The organism is Labilibaculum manganireducens, assembly GCF_002843385.1.
Taxonomy (GTDB): Bacteria; Bacteroidota; Bacteroidia; order Bacteroidales; family Marinifilaceae; genus Labilibaculum; species Labilibaculum manganireducens.
Window position 1 is genome coordinate 30,594 of sequence record NZ_MVDE01000021.1, and the last position, 19,142, is coordinate 49,735.

Sequence of the window (19,142 nt, forward strand, 5' to 3'; positions counted from 1 at the left end):
AGATCCGGCAAAGATAGAGGAATTTGGAAAACTATACTTACTTTTTTGGGTTGAGTGGGAGCTTATGTGATAAGGTTGCTGCGTTAAGGATTGCAGCAGAAACCCCGAAACCTTCCTGCAACGGAGTGAAAGGGAGGTGAGGAGTTGCAGCGGAAAGCCTGACCCGTGTGATGCTTTGTGCGCAGGATAGGGGAACGCCCAAAATTCTAATGCAGGATGCTAAGTTGCTGTGAAATAATATTTTGTAAGCCGGTCACTTTGTCTTATTTTTACATAGACACCACTTTCTTAAGTACTTCAATAGATTTTCTAACCTTATTAAATCACAATTATGAAACGTAATTATTTGATTTTATTTGCCCTTTTATTCGTGTTGGCCGCTTGCCAGCCGAAAAAAAAAGTTGTTGAGATTCCTTCCTACAGTATTGAACAGTTTTATAAAAACACCAATGTGAGCGGCGGTTCGTTCTCGGGCGATGGTAGTAAATTGTTGGTGAGCAGTAATGAAACAGGTATCTACAATCTGTTTGAGATTCCTGTAGATGGTTCTCCTGCCAAACAACTGACGAATTCGGAAAAGGAATCTTTTTTCGGATTGGCTTATTTCCCAAACAGCGATAAGGTGCTTTTGTCTTATGATCAAGGGGGAAACGAGAACAATCATATTTACATGAGAGATGTGGATGGTACGATAACTGATTTAACCCCTTTTGAAGGTGCAAGAGCTGGATTTTGGGGCTGGGATCGTGATGAAAAATCGTTTTACTACCAAAGTAACAAGCGCAATCCAAAGTTTATGGATTTGTATCAGATTGGTCTGGAATCCATTGAAAAAGGTGATTTTACTGCGAAGTTATTGTATGAAAATAACGACGGATTGGATGTTGCCGCCAAAAGTAAGGACAATCGATATCTTGCCTTAACCCAAAGTATTACTACAAACAACAACGAAATGTATTTGTACGATAGAAAATCGGGCAAGAAAATGCACATTTCGGAGCACTCCGGTGATGCAACTTACAATCCACAGTTTTTTAGTTTGGATGGCAAGTATTTGTACTATTTAAGTAATGAAGATTCTGATTTTGTTTATCTGAATAAATACGACATTGAATCGGGAGAAAAGGAAATGGTTTTTAAGGCCGATTGGGATGTTTGGTATGCCTACGATTCATACAACGAAAAATATCGGATTATTGGGATTAATGAAGATGGAAAGACAAACGTTAAGATGATTGATTTGACAACCAATGAGGAAGTTAAGTTGCCTGAGATTAAAGGTGGTGATATAAAATCGGTTGGTTTAACAAAAGACGAAAACCGTGTTCGTTTGGTTGTAGGTACCTCGGTTTCTCCAAATAACATTTATGTTTTTGAACTGGGAGATACTGAAGCGAAAAAATTGACTGAAACTTTAAATCCGGAGATCGATCCTGCAAATTTAGTGGAAGCGAAAGTGGTTCGTTACGAATCGTTTGATGGTGTTCAGATTCCGGCCATTTACTACCAACCTAAAATTGCAGCAGCAGATCGCAAAGTACCTGCTATGGTTTGGGTGCATGGTGGTCCGGGAGGACAATCGAGAGTGAGTTACTTTTCTTTAATTCAGTTTATGGTGAATCATGGTTATGCTGTTTTGGCAGTGAATAATCGTGGCAGCAGCGGTTATGGCAAGAAGTTTTACGCAATGGATGATAAGAAGCATGGTGATGAGGATTTAAAGGATTGTATCTGGGGAAAGAAATTTTTGGCTTCGACAGGTGTTGTTGATGAAACAAAAATTGGAATTATTGGTGGTTCGTATGGTGGTTACATGACCATGGCTGCTTTGACTTTTGCTCCTGAAGAATTTGAGGTTGGAGTTAATATTTTTGGAGTGACCAATTGGCTGCGGACCTTAAAATCGATTCCTCCGTACTGGGAATCATTCCGTAATGCTTTGTATGCCGAAATTGGCGACCCTACAACCATTGATTCGGTTACCTTATACAATAAATCTCCCTTGTTTTTTGCTGATAAAGTAACTAAACCATTAATGGTGCTGCAGGGAGCAAATGATGTTCGTGTTTTGCAGGCAGAATCGGATGAGATTGTTGAAGCTGTTAAAAAGAATGACGTGCCGGTAGAATACATCGTGTTTGATGATGAAGGACATGGTTTCCGTAAAAAGGAAAATGAAATTAAAGGGTATGGACAGGTTGTTGTTTTCCTGGATAAATATTTAAAGAAAGAAGAAGTTGCTGTGGCTGAATAAGCGGAACGGCGAATAAAAATATGAGGGTGTTCAAAAAAAATGAGCACCCTTTTTAATTTGTATTAAGATACCTTTTTGATCATTCTAAATGTTGGGTTAAATGAAAATACTTTTATTTTTTGAGGATGAATTTTTAGTGTGGAAAAATCTACTTTTATTTTCAAAGGAGGATGTTTAAAGTATCCAAAGTTAAGTTGTGTTTGCAGTCTGTCACCTTTTTTAAGGATAGATTTATGTCCTTCGGATTTTGTAACAGCACTTACTACCTGATGCCTTATTTCTTTTTCGCTCTCAGGATCAATGCTGGTTATTTGTATTGAATCGGGAGAAAACTTTAAATATTCGCTGCTGTGATTAATTAATTTTAGATTCAAGAAAAGGCTGTCGTTATCTTGGTAAAATTTGGTTGTTAGTACAATTCCATTCATCACAATTTCGGTTTCAGAAAATTGAAAATTAGATTGAAGTTTTTCTTTTGTTAGTTCGTATAGCGTGATTGAGTGTTCGTGGGCAAAATTATTGAGATAATTCGAAAATAATTTTTCGTTTGCATTGAATTTAATAACCTGATTTGTTATTGAATGACCATTTGTATCTCTAATGAAATTAAAATCAATAAAATAACAACTATCTAAATCGCCTCTTTTTTCTGTTCGCGAGAATAAATATTTATTATTTATGGGTGTAAATTTATAGACGAATGATTGTGAGCTATCGGGAAGTAGTACAGTTTTGGTTCTAACCGAAATAGGATTGCTTCGGTGATTTTCCAGTGTTTGAATTTGAAGTAAGTAGGGGGAAATTACAATTGACGATTTTCTATTATTTCGAATTTGTCCGTAAAATAATAAAGTATCTCCGCTTGCATTAGCACATAGGCCGGAATTAACAAAAATTCCGTTTGAGTTTATTATACTTGGGGCTTCAAATTTAAGAGGATATTGTTTTTCCAGTTTGCCGGGCAATACTAATTTATCTTGATTGGAACATGATGCTGTAAGATGGATAAAAAAAAGAGTTGATAATAGTCGAATAAGCATAACTGTGTAGTTTTTAGAGATCAAGTGGAAGCCATGACTTCTGTTAAAAAGTCATGGCTTAAATAGTAATTTATTTTGATGACCAAACGGTATATCCGTGTGGCGGAGCCTGAATTTTAACCCACTTGCCACTCTGAGTTACCGGTTCCCAACTTGAATTTCCTGTGTAATCTTTAATTGTTGTGCTTGACCAATTGGTTTCAATCCATCTTTCCTGCCAACTATCTGAATTGTTGATGTAAACAACTAATCCCGGACCATTCCATCCGTTTCTGCGTGCTACATATTCATCATTATCATCATATAATATGGATGTGGTGCCACTAGCCAGATTATTGTGAATCCATATTAAATTATTCATTTTATCCTTGTCCAGCCATTCTTCATAATCACGATAGAAAACGCATGGATATCCTTCGTGAGTTAGAATATATGAATATGCTAGCATTTTATTCCAAATTTCATCTGTATCGTGATTGGTTACGAATGTAACTGCTCTGGTTGCATTCTGCTTCCACATCATGTTATTATTCAATTTGGTCAGGTCATTTCCATCAAAAGCATCGTTCATTGCATAATAACAGGCAAAATCGAATACGGATGAATTAGCTTCATTGGCCCACCAATTAAGATAATCTACATTGCTGTCCCATAATTCCCCTACCGAGAATCCTCCTACAGAAGCATTCCATTCTCTTACAACCCATGGTTCAAATCCCTTCACATAATCGAAACGCCAACCATCAAAGCCCATTACATTTTTGTAGTATTTGGCTACAGAATTGGAGTTGTTCCACAACCAATCCTGCACATAAGTCTTGCTGTGACACAAGTCAGGATATCCGCCAAAAGCACCTAAATCATTTGTTTCAATATCATTAGGATGAAAATCATTGTAATTTCGATAGAACAAACCAGATAATGGATTAAAGTCTGTCCATGTATCTGTTCCGGTGTATGGATTTTGTTCCGATGCTCCTCCGCTGTTGTGATTGATAACGATATCGGCATACACAAGCAAACCTTCGTTATGAGCAGAACTGATCAGATTTTGTAATTCTGCTGTTGATCCAAAACGAGTTTCGATTGATCCCATCTGATTGTATTGTCCAAAATCATAATAATCGAAAGGATCATAACCCATAGAATAAGTTCCATTTTGTGCTTTGGAAGCTGGTGGTAACCAAATGGCATTAAAGCCGGCATTGCTCCAATCAGAAACCTTAGAATCAAGAGTGTTCCACCAATCGCCTCCTGCAGGAACATCCCAATAAAAGGCTTGCATTAGTACACTGGCATTACTAGTGGTTTTGGCGGTTAAATTTGTTGTTTTAGTGGTTTGAACCTCTGGCTGAAGTTCAGTAATCTCATCTTTGGAACAAGAGGAAAACATTAATCCCAAACTAAGTATGAGAGTTAAACTTAGGTAAAACAGGTCTCTCTTTTTCATAAGTAACAAAAATTTAGCAGTTAATTTAAATGTTTGATTTTAATTTAAATAATCGTTTATAGTCATGACATGTTTCTTCTCTGTTTATGAAAGAAGAATGCTATAATTTATGATTAAATAAAAGTTTACAGGTTTTATTTAATCATATAATTGATGAAAAAACACAACAAACGTTTGCATGGAAGGGCTGAATATTAGATAGTAAGCGAATTTTAACGCAGTTTGATGCAACTAAAATCAAATCTGTTTAAAAATATGGGTAAGAGACCCTGGAATTAAATGGTTTAATTAGGGTAGGGTGCTATAAAATAAAACAGGGAAACCAATAATGATTTCCCTGTTTTATTATTTTGAATCAGTAGTTATTCTGCAACTTCCACCAATTTTTCATCTGAGTGCCATAAGCCATGTTTTGTACAGAAAGCTACAGCGGTTAGTTTCATTTTACGTGATGGTACTATGTAAAAATCAACTTCAGCCTGATTGGCTTCACCACCTAAAATTCCTGTTGTAAAAGTAGCTTGTGTTAACATTTTTTCCCCATCCCAAAGTTGAACCCAAGCAACATAGTGATCGAAATCATCCGGATGAGAATAAGCATCACCAATTTTCACTTTCACTTTAAATTTCTCACCTTTTTTAGCTGAGTCATCGCAGTGAATAAATGCAGAATGTCTGTCGATATAATCTTTCTTAGCTTCACCATCAATGGTGTTAATGTCTTGGTACCTGTTAATTTTCATGTTTTGTTTTTTTGATTTTATTCCCTGTAAAATTAGGGATGAGAGGATTGTTTTGTTTTTTATTAGTTTTTGCTTAGGTATTCTGCAACACCATCGGCAGTAGCTTGCATAGCTTCTTTTCCTTTGTTCCAGTTTGCAGGACAAACTTCGCCATTTTCTTCGAAATGCTGCAATGCATCAACCATACGAATTGCTTCATCAACACTTCTTCCCAATGGCAAATCGTTAATTACCGAGTGACGAACAGTTCCTTTTTTATCGATAAGGAATAATCCGCGGTAGGCAACAGGTGCTCCTGTAGATACTGCATTTCCGTCTTCATTGTAATCGTATTCTGAAGCTAATACGCCATAGTTTTCAGAAATAGTTTTTGATAAATCGGCCACCAAAGGATAAGTAACACCTTTAATACCACCTTTATTTTTATCAGTATTTAACCATGCAAAGTGAGAGTATTCTGAATCTACAGAACAACCAACAACAGCCACGTTCCTGGCTTCGAATTCTGCAAGTTTTTCCTGAAAGGCAATCAATTCGGTTGGACAAACAAAAGTGAAATCCAAAGGATAGAAGAAGAATACTACTTCCTGCTTACCAACAAATTGATCCAATGAAAAATTTTCAACAATCTGATTTCCGTTAACAACAGCACCGGCAGAGAATGATGGTGCTTTTTTACCAATTAAAGTTTGCATTTTATTTTGTGTTTTAATGATTATTAATCTTGCTTTTTGTAATGATTACAAATGTAGAATTGATTTGACTAAGGCACAAATTATATTAATCAATAATCTTTATACCTGCATCGAGAGAATTAATATCATTACTAATAGATTCTTTAACTATTCAGTCTTTCAGATAAATCCAATGGAAGGTAGAGGATAAAGGCTCATAAAGTTTTTATTTGAATGATAATTTTTAGTTTTGTAGAAGTTGCCAAATTTAGTTTGGATAAAAGTATCTTACTGTCTTGTCAGCATTGTTGAGGATATTTTTAAATTTAAACTGTCTCGGGAAAAGCTCCGATTAACAAATAAGAAAGAAATGCGGGTATTTGATAATATAATAGAACTTACTGATTTTAAGGATTGTGCAGGAGAAATAAGTATATCGATATTTGAGACTGAAGAAAGATCCTGTGTACCGTATTTTGTTTATTTACCTCCAAATTGGACTCCGAATAAAACCTATCCATTGGTTTTGTTTATGCATGGGCAAGGCGGCGACGAAGGTACATTTAAGAAATACGTTCGGGCAGAACAATTGAATGATTGGATTCGTAATGGAGATATTGAGCCGGTTGTTATTGCAGGAATTCGTGGAGATAATGATCGTGACAACGTTCAGTGGTTTTCAGAGAAAAATGAACGTCTTTTAGTAAAAGAGCAGGGTGGTGAATTCATTCAGTTTTGTCAGGATTCTTTTAATGCAGGAGGTCATGGTAAACAGATTTCAATTGAAGGGCATTCACGCGGAGCTGCCGGAGCGATTCATTACTATTTGAAATATCCGGGGTTGTTTTCGTCGATTATTGGAATGGGCTATGTAAGTGATTATACTCTGGAAAACAACTTCATACTTGGGCAAAACAATTTAGAGATTTTAAAAGGTAAATCAACACCGCTTAAACTTGAAATTGGTACCGAAGATAGTTTTGTCCGGACTAAGAATCGCAGAGCTAGTTTTGAAATGCATCAGTTCTTAAAGGAAAATGAGATAGATCACTCTTTTGAAATATTGCATGGCGTTGAACATGGTTTTGATACCTATTGGAATTATTACAGCGACGAAGGAATGTTGAATGGTTTGTCGCATTTAAAGTTTCACGAACGAAGCAGAAATTGTAGGTAAATACTTCGCATAATATCAAAAAGTTATCTATTTTGTACATAATTATTTCAAAATTGAATTCTTATGAAATTAACCCGTTGTTTTTTTGTTTTTATCCTGTTGCTTCCGATTAAAAGTATAGCTCAGGATACTGTATATTTTAATCAGGATTGGCTGGTTGCTGAGAAAGAGACCGCTCAGTTTTTTTCTACAATAAATAAAATTACAGAGAATCAATTTTTGGTAAAAGACTTTACAATTGATAACGTGCTTTTGTCAGATTATCATTATAAGGGTTTGCAAACAAATATTGATTGGAAAAGACTTTATGAGGTTGGCTTTAATAAATATGCAATCGAAAATGGGACAAGCAGGGAATATTATCCTTCAGGACGCAAGAAGAAGGAATTTGAATATGTGGATGGGCAACAAAAAGGGATGGTGACCTTTTGGTGGAAAAATGGAAAAAAAGAAAAGGAGTTTTTTGCTGTCAATAATATTGCGAATGGCATTTACTCAGAGTTTTTCGAAAGTGGAGAACCCAGTTTAAGTGTGAAATTTTTGAATGATACTTTAAACGGACCGGCTATTTATTATTATCCGAATGGCGGGATATCCCATATGGGAAAGTTTAAAAAGGGAATTAAGTTTGGAGTTTGGACATACCTTTCGGAAGATGGCAAGCCTGTTGCCGAGGAGTTATATCAAAACACTTATTTTATTGATGGAGCTAAGGTAAATATTAGTTTCCCGGAAGGAGTCTGGTATTTATCGGAAAAGTACAAGGTTGACGACAGATTAAGTTTTCTTTTTTACAGATTAGGAATGAATGAGGATGAGAATACGGAAGATTTAGCATCTTGTCTGATTTCCTTAGAGGCTGTACCATCAGATATTGGTTTGATTGATTACTCTTCGCACAGAAGAAGACGTCTTTCTGTTGATGTAAAGAGAGTTATTCCTAAAGAGAAACAACTGTTTTTTCTTCCTCAAAGTATAGCTTATTTAGGAAACCATACCGATTCAGAAGATAATGAACGAACAACAATTGTTCTACATTCTCTTCAAGATGAAGTTGGAATGGAGTTAATTCTTGATTGTTCAAGTGAAAATTATGAAGATTTAAAAGCGGAATTTGAATACATACTGAAATCTCTTAAAAAGTAATAGTTCCAAAAGGCATTTTAAATTAAATGATGAAAGTCATTTCTACTCAATTTTATTTATCATCCATTCTAATATCTATAATATAATTATCAATGTTTCGTGCGTATTATTTACCCAAGATACAAGAATCGTTGAGGCTGGTCATAATGAGCCTAAAAGAAAAAGCCGCATTTTTATTCAAATCTGTATCTTTCATAAATTGTTGAATTTATTTGCGTTATACCCTTGAGATATCACAATCAGACAATTCTTAAGCGTTATTCTTCATCTTCATCAAAATAATCATCCTCATCAAGCAGGAAGAGCTCATTTTCATTTACTATTTCTTTAGAGTAGGGTGGGATTTCGAAGTAGAACGGCATTTCGAAAACCGGCAATGTTTCTTTAAAAAACTGACACAATGAATAGCGTTCTTTTTGAGCCAGATAGGTAAGAAGTCGGTCTTTGGTTTCCTGACATATTTTGGTTGTAAACATTTCATTTATCTCATCGGGAGCATTTTGCAGCAACCACTCCAATGAGTCGAGATCTTCACGAAAAAGATCGGCCGAAAAAGATTCAAAGTTCAAAAGGTTACTTAAGGGATCCTGTATTTCAGGCATGTATAGTTTCTCTTTGTCTTTTGTTTTTAGCTCGTACAGAAGATTGGAGAGGACACATATCCGTTTTGCGATGTTCTTGTTTACATTTTTTATAGACTTTGCCTTTTTACGGGTAAAAGTTCTTTCGGCAGGAACTGGAAAAGAGACCAAATGTTTTTCAACAATGGCGCAAGACTTGTAATATTTTCGTTCGAGCAGATGGCTTAGCAATTTTTGTTTAACTATATCTGTGACAGGTTCTACCAACGTCCTCATGATGTAAACCAAGGCTTTTGGGTCGTTTTTTGCAACCCAGGCTACGCTGTCGTAATAAGTGCCAAGATCATCAAAACTAATGTCATCAATATCGCAAATGTCATCAATGCTGGAAATCATATAAACCGAGTTAAGAGCGTATTTGTACCAGCGGTAACGGGGTTTTCCATCTATATCTTCCCATTCGTAGGTAGTAGCCTCGTGAAGATCCATATTGTTTAGAATATCATAAAACATATTATTGTGTATTTTTTTTGGTTTTTTTAGTTCAAATTCTTATGCGTTTGAAGATTCATTATCTTCAGGAACAGCCTTGTCTTGTTTAATAATCTGAGAAAGCAATTCTCCGCAATTCGGACAAAAATTGACTGGGTTATAGATCAAAAAATCACATTTTTCACAATTCATTTTTCGGTAAATAGTAAGCTTGGTATCCCTCAAATTTGAATCATTTTTATTTGGTTCTTTTTTGATTGGTCTGTTTTTGTCAAGAGTTTTTTCTTTTGTAATAAGTTTGGGGTAACTGAAGCCTGCTAATTCATGTAGTTTAAGTATTTCAAACTCACCGATTGATTTGTATCCTGCAAAAACACTTTTTGCGAGACTAATTTCCAGATTAAGTATTTCAGCAATATCTTCAGCCTTTAGTTTTTTTTTAGCTAATTGTTTGTCGAATTCTTCAGAGTTTATGTAGGATGTAGTCATATATTTTTATTGTTCATTATTAAAAGTCATAATTGATTGAGAGCACTAAATTGTAAAGACTTAAGAATAGTAATAAACCTTAAATATTTATCTTATTCTAATTATTCGAATCTTATCTATTCGAACCGTGTTAACCTCCTGGTTCATGTTTTTATTAAATTCTTCAAAACTAATTTTAAAGAAATTATTTCTGTTTGTCAGATCAATGAGAAAGGAGTTGGAGTAGCCGTAATTATTCCAGTCACCTTCGCCACGTTGCGGAAATACGAGACTTCCGGCATAGCTGTTATTTACCCATAAACTACGATTTGCACATTTGTTGTTGGTATTTACAGGGCCATTTCCGTTTGCGTATAAAAAATCGATATAGTACTTTCCTTCATTAGGAATTCGAATGTTGAAATAGAATTCCCGATTTTTTTTCTTGCTCAATTCAACATAGGAGGTTTTGGCATTGGAGTCAAATTGTTCAGCTTCAATATGTTTTTCATAATTGGAATCGTATACATACAGTGGCTCACTATAGAACGATAAATTTCCCAAACCATCGTCTGTCTGAATTTGAAATTCGCTGGGTTCGCTAATGTGTACTTCTGACATATAATTGTCTTCGGTTTGCAGAAGGAGTTCTCCGTTACGGTATACACGGTAATGATCCGCATTTTCTTTTTTATCCCATAACAATTGATTTTCAATAAAGCGGAGCGAAGTAGTTTCGGGCGACACCATATTATCTACCAAATTTATTTCTGATTTGGCAGGCAACTGATTGTTCATTCTAATTTCAATCTTGTGTTTCCCTTCCATTTCTTTTGGTACGATGGGACGTTGGTAATATTTTCCATCTAAGGAGTAGTAGTTAATTTTGTTGCCAAAGCCGTAAATTTCGATGTCTAAAATTGCATTCTGATAGCGAAGTCCTTTGATACTTTGTTTGCCTTTGTATTCTCTCGGGATAAAAGGTCTGAATTCTAAATAATCGGCTGTGTAATTCATTCCCATTAGAATCCGGTAAAAAGTAGATAAGGAACCGGCAACACTCCAAAGTTGACGGTCAGAATTGATTTCAGTTCCGTTAAAATCACCATTTTTAATTAAAAGATTTTCTTTATTGGTGAGAAAGAGTGTACTTGACCGCAGTATGTTGGCAATTCCCCATTGAACACTTTCAACATTATTTGTCCTGCTTGAAGCCCAATTCCAATAAGCCTGAACAAAAGGCCAAATTGCCTTATTGTGATAGGCTGGTATGTTTGGAATCTGAGGATAGAAACATGGGGTTCCAAACTTGGTAACCGGAGTATTTGATATGATCTCTTTTTGTCTTTCTTCATTGGTGATATCCCATAGAACCATAAGTGCCTCACCCAAAGTTTCCGATTTATCCGAAAGCAATTGATTCTTTCTTCCGTAAAGATATTGTCCAAAATATTTTTTTTCGGGCAACCAAAGTTTTTCATTCAGGCTGTTTTTTAAGGCCTCCGAAATATCCTGATATTTTTGAACATCTTTTCCAAGTATTTTTCCCATTTTCATCAATACCTGCAGACTTTGGTAGTGTACTGCCTGAGTTCCCAAATTATAGGAGTTGTAAATATCAATTGGTTCCATCCATTTTGGATATGATTGTTCCCGCCAGTCTAAAAAAGAAGATTCTCCTTTAAATAGATATTTCTGATAATCCCAAACCACATTCAGATCATCTTCAGTAGAATTCTTAATGATGAAATAAACTTTCCTCAACCAATCCATGTCTCCGGTAGACTTGTACAGTTCCCAGGCTGCCGTTGACCAGATCATTCGATCAGAACTTACCGGCCAGGAACCTCCTGTGCCTGTGTCCTGTACAATTTTTCCCTGCTTAACTTTTTTCAGCAAACTTTTTTTAGAAATTTCAGGATTAGTAATGGCAAGGGCTAAAATCACGCTGTAGCTGATGTCGCGGGTCCAAACACCATTCCATTTTTCACCTGTATTAAAAGTTGTGTTGGGAGCAATATTCTTTTCTATCTCTTCAAGCGAAAGCTGATAAATTGCGTTGAGTAAAACGTGATTTGATTCGTATTTGGGGTATTTGCTTAAGTTGGTATTAAGTTGCCATTCTTTACTATTCAATCCCGGGTAATTAGAGCTGATGTGCGAATTGTTGTGTGCTATAGCAGTATGTTCTCCTTGCTCTATTCGATTAGGGAATACTGTAAAGTCTGAAGATTGATACAAAATGTAATCTTCAGGATTACATTGATTTAAAAGTACAATTGAGAGTAGAATTGTAATAAAAATCAGGGATGGAATGAAAAACCATTTTTTCATTTGTAGTGTTTTTGATATGCTTTTAAAAGTAACAAATTATGGAAAACTAATAACAGATATTAAGAAATAATATTGTACAAGTTGTTGATAAGAATGCGAATTGTTCAAAAAATAGCAATGGATGAATTGCAGTTTGTTATCATTACATATATTGGGATTTGAATGAGTCTTGAATGCAACAATTAAGTCAAATAATTGTGTCATTAAAAAAAAAGCGACCAAAGCCGCTTTTTTGTTGTGATAAATAGTTGTATGTAGTTAAAAGAAAGTGTTTAATTAAATTTATGTAGAAAATAAATGTAAAACAATATATAAACATATTTATTTCATTCGTATTGTTATTTATTTTCTTTCTGTGTTCTGAATTTTAGCCTCTTCCATAATTACATCATAAGTATAGCCAGCTCCAAAATCTTTGTCCAATGCAATTGTTCCTGACACTTCAATAATTTGCCCTATAGAAGCAACATCCTTACAGGTAATGGTAAGATCAAAATTACCCTCAAAATCGGAACCATCCTGAATGTGTATCCAGTTCTTACCCATAATGTTTTGATTGAATTTGGTAACCTTTCCTTTCACAGATATCTGCTTACCCGAAAATTCATCCTTTTTTGAGAAGAGATCAGAAATACTTGTTATTCCTTTCGTCTTTTCTATTGAAACTTCAATTCTTTTAGCCTTTTGTTTCTTCATCGAAGAGGCTTGCATCGGCATATTGTTTTCAATAGGTGTGTCAGAAATGGTGTTTAAGAAATAAATAACAGGAAAGTCGCGGTTTAATTCTTTGCTGTGAAAATTTTTCATTTCCAATGCGCCTTTATAATAATACGCTTTGCCAACTTCTATTGGTCGTTGACCAACGGCCAGCCATAAATCGTTATTCCCGTTTATATAGGTATAACCACCAGCATTAAATGTTTCTTTTACCAAAACTTTACTAACTCCAAGTGGGAGAGTAGCTTCTTGATTTTCAGTTTTTTTAGATTGACATGCAAATGAAAAAAATGCAAGTCCTAAAATCGTCAGTAATATTGATCTTTTCATGTAGCTTTTTGTATTAGTGTATGTTTTAAAGATAATAGAAATCAAATAGAAAAATAAGGAATTATACAGTTGTCTATTTATTTTGATTTTAAAGAGGCGTTAAAAAGTTGTTAAACGTCCCTTGTTTTTGGTTGTTTGAATAATTTAATTGCGTTATTCCAGCCGAATTTATTTATTTGATTTAGTTTATTTTACAGTAAATGTACTGTAAATTAAAAAAGACCTGTGAGTCTTTAAAGTTCGCATTTGAACAGTGATTGTTCGTAAGCGTGCGTTTTTTTTTAAATCTAAATAAGTATGAATTTAACACCTTTTTGATGTTAAGATATTTGGTTCTTCTGGCATGATAAGTGTTGCATATTATGTCTTGTTTTTATTTAGACCTGAAATAGATTTAAGTTGAAATGCTATGTTAATTTCTAAAACAATGGAATAGCCTGTATCTTTAGAAAATTAGAATGTAATTTAATATTGAATAAAGCCCGTTATAATGAAAAAATATTTTGTATTACTTGTATTGTTAATTGTTGTCAGTACTTCTTTTGCTCAGGAAAATGCGCAGTGGAGAGGTGTGAATCGTGATGGAATCTATCAGGAAGACGGATTGATGCAGAAATGGCCGGTTGATGGACCCGAATTAATATGGCATATTGAAGGTTTAGGTGAAGGACACTCTTCAGCCGCAATAACTAAAGATGCTGTTTATATAGGGGGTACAGAACTTGAAAATGGTTTTGTAATTGCATTGGATCATTCTGGCAAAGAGCTTTGGAAGCAGGTTTATGGTAAAGAATGGATGGATTCTTATAACGGTGTGCGCACAAGTCCAATGGTTTATGATGGTATCGTTTATGTGATGAGCGGTTTGGGAAAAATTACAGCCATGAGTGTTGCTGATGGAAACATTCTATGGTCAAAAAATATACTAACGGATTTTGGTTCTGAAAATACCCGTTGGGGAATAACAGAGAATCTTGTTGCAGATGGAGATAAATTATATTGTACTCCAGGAGGTTCAGAAGTTAGTATGATTGCATTAGATCGAAAATCGGGCCAGCTAATTTGGAAAGCAAAAGGAAATGGCGAGAAATCAGCTTATTGTTCTCCTGCATTAATAAAGTTGGCAAACCGCAATTTATTGGTTACTCATACAAGTAGTTCAATAATTGGAGTTGATGCTGAAACCGGTACTTTACTTTGGTCGTTTGATCATCCCAATAAATATTCAATTCATCCAAACACTCCTTTGTATAAAGATGGGTATCTGTTTTGTTTTAGTGGATATGGTAAAGGAGGAGTAATGCTTGAACTCGTTGAAGATGGAGCTGGCGTAAAAGAGGTTTGGCGAAATGAGTTGATGGATAATCAGATGGGAGGAGCTGTTCTGCTTGATGGTAAGATATATGGTTCCGGGCACACTAATCGTGAATGGTTTTGTTTGGATTGGAAAACTGGTGAAGTATTGCATTCAGCTAAAATGTTAAGCAATGGGAACGTAGTTTATGCTGATGGCAAATTGTATTGTTACGGCGATAGCGGAGAAGTTGCTCTTGTTGATGTTAGCAATGGAAGTTTTGAAAAAGTGAGTTCGTTTCGGGTTCCTTTTGGTGAAAAACAACATTGGGCTCATTTAGTGATTAATAATAAAAGACTATATGTTCGTCATGGAAGTTCCTTGATGGCCTATTCAATTAAAGCAAACTAAGAACAATACAAAACCTATCAAACGTATGAATCGACTACTACTTGTCAGTATTGCATTAATAAGTGTTCTGACTCAGTGCAAAACAGAAATACAAAAAAGCGAATGGCGTGGCCCAAATCGATCTGGCGTTTATGCTGAAACTGGATTGCTAAAGGAATGGCCGGAGGAAGGCCCTAAAATGCTTTGGCATCTGGATGGTATTCCTACAGGTTATTCTTCAGCTGCAATCGCTCATAATACTGTTTACCTTACCGGATTAAAGGACTCTATGGATTACTTGGTGGCCATTAATATGGAAGGAAAATTAAAATGGCAAATTCCTTATGGCCGTGGATGGGATGCATCATTTGTTGATTCCCGTTGTACTCCAACTATTGAGGATGAAAGAATTTATCTGTCGAGCGGAAGAGGGGATTTAGCCTGTGTAAATGCTCTTTCCGGAGAGATGATTTGGCAGAAAAAGGCCAATGAAATATTTGAAGGAGAGTGCGGGGAATGGGGGATTTCTGAATCATTGCTTCTATATAAGGATTTGGTTTTTTATACTCCTTGCGGAAAGAAAACAACGATGATTGCGTTGAATAAAATGACCGGAGAAACCGTTTGGGAATCGAAAAGTTTAGATGATAAATCCGCCTATGTTTCTCCTCTTTTAATTGATAGAAATGGCAAGAAACAAATCGTAACTGTAACAGAAAACAATGCAATAGGCGTTAATCCAGAAAATGGAAATATTGACTGGCAATTTGATTACGGCAGTTATGCTGCCGGAGAATGGAAAGCCAATATCAATACCAATACACCATTGTACAAAAACGGAAAAATATTTATAACCAATGGTTATGACCATCATTCAGTAATGCTTGATTTAAATGAAGAAGCCTCGGAGGTTGAACTTTCGTATGTAGATTCATTATTGGATGTTCATCATGGAGGCGCTGTTCTGCGGGATGGTTATATATACGGTGCAAATTGGATCAATAATAGAAATGGATATTGGGTTTGCATGGAATGGGAAACAGGTAAGAAAATGTATGAGACTGAGTGGGAAAATAAAGGTTCAATCATTTCGGCTGAAGGAATGCTTTATTGCTATGATGAGAAAGATGGTAATGTAGCCCTGGTAAAAGCAGACCCGAAAGAATTTAAAGTAATAAGTTCGTTTAAAGTACCATATGGAAAAGGTCCATATTGGGCTCACATGGTAATTAATGATGGCGTATTATATGTTCGTCATGCCACTGCTATAATGGCATATTCTATTAAAGAAAAGTAAAATATAGTAAACCCTAACCCAAGTCTCATGAAACTTATAAATATTTTTTTTGTCGCGTTTAGTTCTTTATTACTAGTTCAGTGTAAGAATGCAGCTCAGCAAAGCGAATGGCGTGGTCCGGATAGAAATGGAATTTATACGGAAACTAATCTTCTTAAAGTTTGGCCTGAAAATGGGCCTGAGCTTTTGTGGAAGTTCGAGGATTTAGGATTAGGTTATTCTTCCGCGGCTGTTACAGATGATAAGGTATATACTTCAGGAACCATCGATAGTATGAGCTATATTTTCTCTTTCGGTTTAAGTGGTAATTTAATCTGGAAAAAGGAATATGGTAAAGAATGGTCAGAGAATTTCCCCGGTGGACGTTCAACACCTCAGATTTATGATGGAAAAGGATATTTACTGACCGGATTAGGAAAACTCATCTGCTTTGATGCAGAAAAGGGCGATTTTATTTGGACCAAGGATTTGTTTCGTGATTTCGACGGGCAAAATGTTTTCTATGGAATTACTGAGAACTTATTAATTGATGACGACAAGTTAATTTGTACGCCTGGCGGCCTTGACGCAAATGTAATTGCATTGAATAAAGATACTGGTGATCTTATCTGGAAGAGTGCAGGAGTGGGTGAGAAAAGTGCTTATTGTTCTCCTTTGATAATCACGCATAAAGAAAAAAAATACTTGATTACCAATACTGCGAAGTCATTGATATCCATCGATCCGGATAATGGCAAATTAATGTGGAGTTATGAATTAAAGTATCCTCATGGTATTCATGGTAATACGCCGATTTATAAGGATGACTATGTATTTACTATGAATGGTTGGGGATTTGGAAGCGTAATGCTAAAGATAAAAGACGATGGACAAGCGGTAGAAGAGGTTTGGACAAGTGGTTTATTCGATTTAGAGCATGGCGGTGCAGTTTTGATTGATGAGAATTTATTTGGAACAGATTATACGACGAAGAGTTTTTCTTGTGTTGATATGAAAACCGGTGAGGTGAAGAAAACTGTGAAAGATCTGGCACCTGGTACCGTGATTGCTGCCGACGGTATGATTTATTGTTACGCTTATTCTGGCGAGTTGGCTTTAATTCAACCTATGGCGAATGGTTTTGAGGTAGTGAGTCGTTTCCATGTCCCGGGGGTGAAGAGGGATCATATTGCTCATCCTGTTATTAAAGAAGGGAAGATGTATATTAGATATGCCAATGGAATGTATGTGTATTCGATAGTGAATACCTGATACCTAAAAGGCGTAATTTACTTTGGCAGATGTTGATGGAATCTGCGAAAAAACAAATTGATATTATAACTGAATATGCTGTCGAAAAGAAGCGAAAAAGGATTAATTCTCTTGTCTGTTGTTGTAGCAGGGATATTGTTTGTGTGTTGGTTGGCTTACAATCCTGTAAAGGATATTCATGCCAATATCCCTGGAATGGATAATCGCCCTGCACAGAGTGAATCTTCTGAAAGAATTTTGATAGGAGAAGGATTTGACTTTTATTCTGAATATTCTTCAGATTTAACTGGGAAATGGACTCAATTTCGAGGAGCAAAATCGGATAACATTTCGACTGATAAAACAAAACTAATTAATAATTGGGGAGCTGGTCCAAAAGTTGATTGGCAGGTTGAATTGGGCGAAGGACATGCTGCACCAGTTGTGTATAATGGAAAGGTTTATGTTCTTGATTACGATGAAGTGAAAAAGGCTGATGCCTTGCGTTGTTTTTCTCTGGAGACAGGAGTGGAGCTTTGGCGCAGATGGTATCGGGTTCATATCAAGCGAAATCACGGAATGTCAAGAACGGTTCCTGCAATCAATGATAAATATATTGTTACCATGGGACCGCGTTGTCATGTTATGTGCACCGATCCTAATACAGGTGAGTTCCTATGGGGACTCGATCTGGTAAAAGAATATATGTCAGAGATTCCTTTTTGGTATACAGGTCAGTGTCCTATTTTGGATGACAATACTGTTATTCTGGCTCCGGGTGGAAAATCACTGCTTATTGCTGTCGATTGTGCCACAGGAAAAGTGCTTTGGGAAACACCCAACCCCGATAATTGGCAAATGTCTCATTCATCGGTTATGCCGATGACTTTTGATGGGAAAAAGATGTGGGTTTATGCTGCTGTTGGAGGAATTGTTGGTGTTTCAGCCGAAGGCGATGATGCAGGACAAATTCTGTGGAAAACAAAAGATTTTTCTCCATCCGTAGTTGCTCCATCGCCTGTTGTACTGAAAAACGGCAAAATATTCATGACTGCTGGTTATGGTGCAGGCTCAATTCTATTTCAGGTCAAAAAGAATGGAAATTCATATAAAGTGGCTGCGCTTCAAAAATTCAAACCGAAAGATGGTGTTGCCTCCGAGCAGCAAACACCTATCGTTTACAAAGATCGTATGTTTGCTATCTTACCTAAGGATGCCGGAGGAATGAGAAATCGATTTGTCTGCTGTGATCCAAATGATTGCACTAAAATTATATGGACAAGCGGAACGAATGATCGCTTTGGTTTGGGACCTTATATTGTTGCTGATGGTAAGTTCTTTATTCTGAAAGATGATGGTACTTTGACTATAGCCAAAGCAAGCACTGAAAAGTTTGAACTGTTGGATAAAACGAAAGTTTTGGATGGGCACGATGCCTGGGGACCTTTGGTTGTTACCGATGGAAGATTGTTAATGCGGGATTCCAAGCATCTTTTGTGTATTGATGTTAGAGCAAATTAAATAG

At 35.9% G+C, this 19,142-nt stretch carries 15 protein-coding genes; 7 read left to right on the forward strand and 8 right to left on the reverse strand.

The features are described from left to right. Positions 1–331 precede the first annotated feature (331 nt). Positions 332–2,254, forward strand: a complete 1,923-nt coding sequence (locus BZG01_RS13765) for an alpha/beta hydrolase family protein (protein WP_101310419.1) — start codon at positions 332–334, stop codon at positions 2,252–2,254. 62 nt (positions 2,255–2,316) lie between these two features. On the opposite strand, the gene BZG01_RS13770 is transcribed toward BZG01_RS13765, so the two are convergent. From BZG01_RS13770 to BZG01_RS13785, 4 genes are all read right to left on the reverse strand, one after another. Further along, entirely contained in the window at positions 2,317–3,294 is a 978-nt protein-coding gene (locus tag BZG01_RS13770; protein ID WP_101310420.1) for a hypothetical protein, read from the reverse strand. 70 nt (positions 3,295–3,364) lie between these two features. Then, positions 3,365–4,744: an alpha-amylase gene (locus BZG01_RS13775; RefSeq protein WP_101310421.1), complete on the reverse strand. Its 1,380-nt coding sequence runs from the start codon at positions 4,742–4,744 to the stop codon at positions 3,365–3,367. Between the two features lie 362 nt (positions 4,745–5,106). After that, the gene (locus BZG01_RS13780) at positions 5,107–5,487 is read right to left on the reverse strand and encodes a desulfoferrodoxin family protein (protein WP_101310422.1); all 381 of its coding nucleotides are present in this window, start codon (positions 5,485–5,487) and stop codon (positions 5,107–5,109) included. A 62-nt stretch (positions 5,488–5,549) separates the two neighbouring features. After that, complete coding sequence (locus tag BZG01_RS13785; protein WP_101310423.1) at positions 5,550–6,182, reverse strand: peroxiredoxin; 633 nt, start codon at positions 6,180–6,182, stop codon at positions 5,550–5,552. Between the two features lie 349 nt (positions 6,183–6,531). On the opposite strand from BZG01_RS13785, the gene BZG01_RS13790 reads away from it, so the two are divergent. After that, positions 6,532–7,338, forward strand: a complete 807-nt coding sequence (locus BZG01_RS13790) for an alpha/beta hydrolase (protein WP_143470917.1) — start codon at positions 6,532–6,534, stop codon at positions 7,336–7,338. Positions 7,339–7,401: 63 nt separating this feature from the next. Further along, the gene (locus BZG01_RS13795) at positions 7,402–8,484 is read left to right on the forward strand and encodes a toxin-antitoxin system YwqK family antitoxin (protein ID WP_101310425.1); all 1,083 of its coding nucleotides are present in this window, start codon (positions 7,402–7,404) and stop codon (positions 8,482–8,484) included. A gap of 257 nt (positions 8,485–8,741) precedes the next feature. On the opposite strand, the gene BZG01_RS13800 is transcribed toward BZG01_RS13795, so the two are convergent. From BZG01_RS13800 to BZG01_RS13815, 4 genes are all read right to left on the reverse strand, one after another. Then, positions 8,742–9,578 (reverse strand): hypothetical protein, encoded by an 837-nt coding sequence (locus tag BZG01_RS13800; RefSeq protein ID WP_101310426.1) that lies wholly within the window; start codon positions 9,576–9,578, stop codon positions 8,742–8,744. A 39-nt stretch (positions 9,579–9,617) separates the two neighbouring features. Continuing rightward, complete coding sequence (locus tag BZG01_RS13805; RefSeq protein ID WP_101310427.1) at positions 9,618–10,046, reverse strand: hypothetical protein; 429 nt, start codon at positions 10,044–10,046, stop codon at positions 9,618–9,620. An 87-nt stretch (positions 10,047–10,133) separates the two neighbouring features. Further along, positions 10,134–12,359: an alpha-L-rhamnosidase-related protein gene (locus tag BZG01_RS13810; protein WP_101310428.1), complete on the reverse strand. Its 2,226-nt coding sequence runs from the start codon at positions 12,357–12,359 to the stop codon at positions 10,134–10,136. A 342-nt stretch (positions 12,360–12,701) separates the two neighbouring features. Then, positions 12,702–13,406, reverse strand: a complete 705-nt coding sequence (locus BZG01_RS13815) for a hypothetical protein (protein ID WP_101310429.1) — start codon at positions 13,404–13,406, stop codon at positions 12,702–12,704. A gap of 490 nt (positions 13,407–13,896) precedes the next feature. On the opposite strand from BZG01_RS13815, the gene BZG01_RS13820 reads away from it, so the two are divergent. The 4 genes from BZG01_RS13820 to BZG01_RS13835 all read left to right on the forward strand — a co-directional run bounded on the left by BZG01_RS13820 (position 13,897) and on the right by BZG01_RS13835 (position 19,138). After that, the gene (locus BZG01_RS13820; protein ID WP_101310430.1) at positions 13,897–15,111 is read left to right on the forward strand and encodes an outer membrane protein assembly factor BamB family protein; all 1,215 of its coding nucleotides are present in this window, start codon (positions 13,897–13,899) and stop codon (positions 15,109–15,111) included. A 25-nt stretch (positions 15,112–15,136) separates the two neighbouring features. Further along, positions 15,137–16,387: an outer membrane protein assembly factor BamB family protein gene (locus BZG01_RS13825; RefSeq protein WP_101310431.1), complete on the forward strand. Its 1,251-nt coding sequence runs from the start codon at positions 15,137–15,139 to the stop codon at positions 16,385–16,387. Positions 16,388–16,414: 27 nt separating this feature from the next. Continuing rightward, positions 16,415–17,638 carry an outer membrane protein assembly factor BamB family protein gene (locus BZG01_RS13830; protein WP_101310432.1) on the forward strand — a complete coding sequence of 408 codons (1,224 nt, stop codon included), beginning with the start codon at positions 16,415–16,417 and terminating at the stop codon, positions 17,636–17,638. Positions 17,639–17,713: 75 nt separating this feature from the next. Continuing rightward, positions 17,714–19,138: an outer membrane protein assembly factor BamB family protein gene (locus tag BZG01_RS13835; protein WP_101310433.1), complete on the forward strand. Its 1,425-nt coding sequence runs from the start codon at positions 17,714–17,716 to the stop codon at positions 19,136–19,138. The last annotated feature ends 4 nt before the right edge of the window (positions 19,139–19,142 follow it).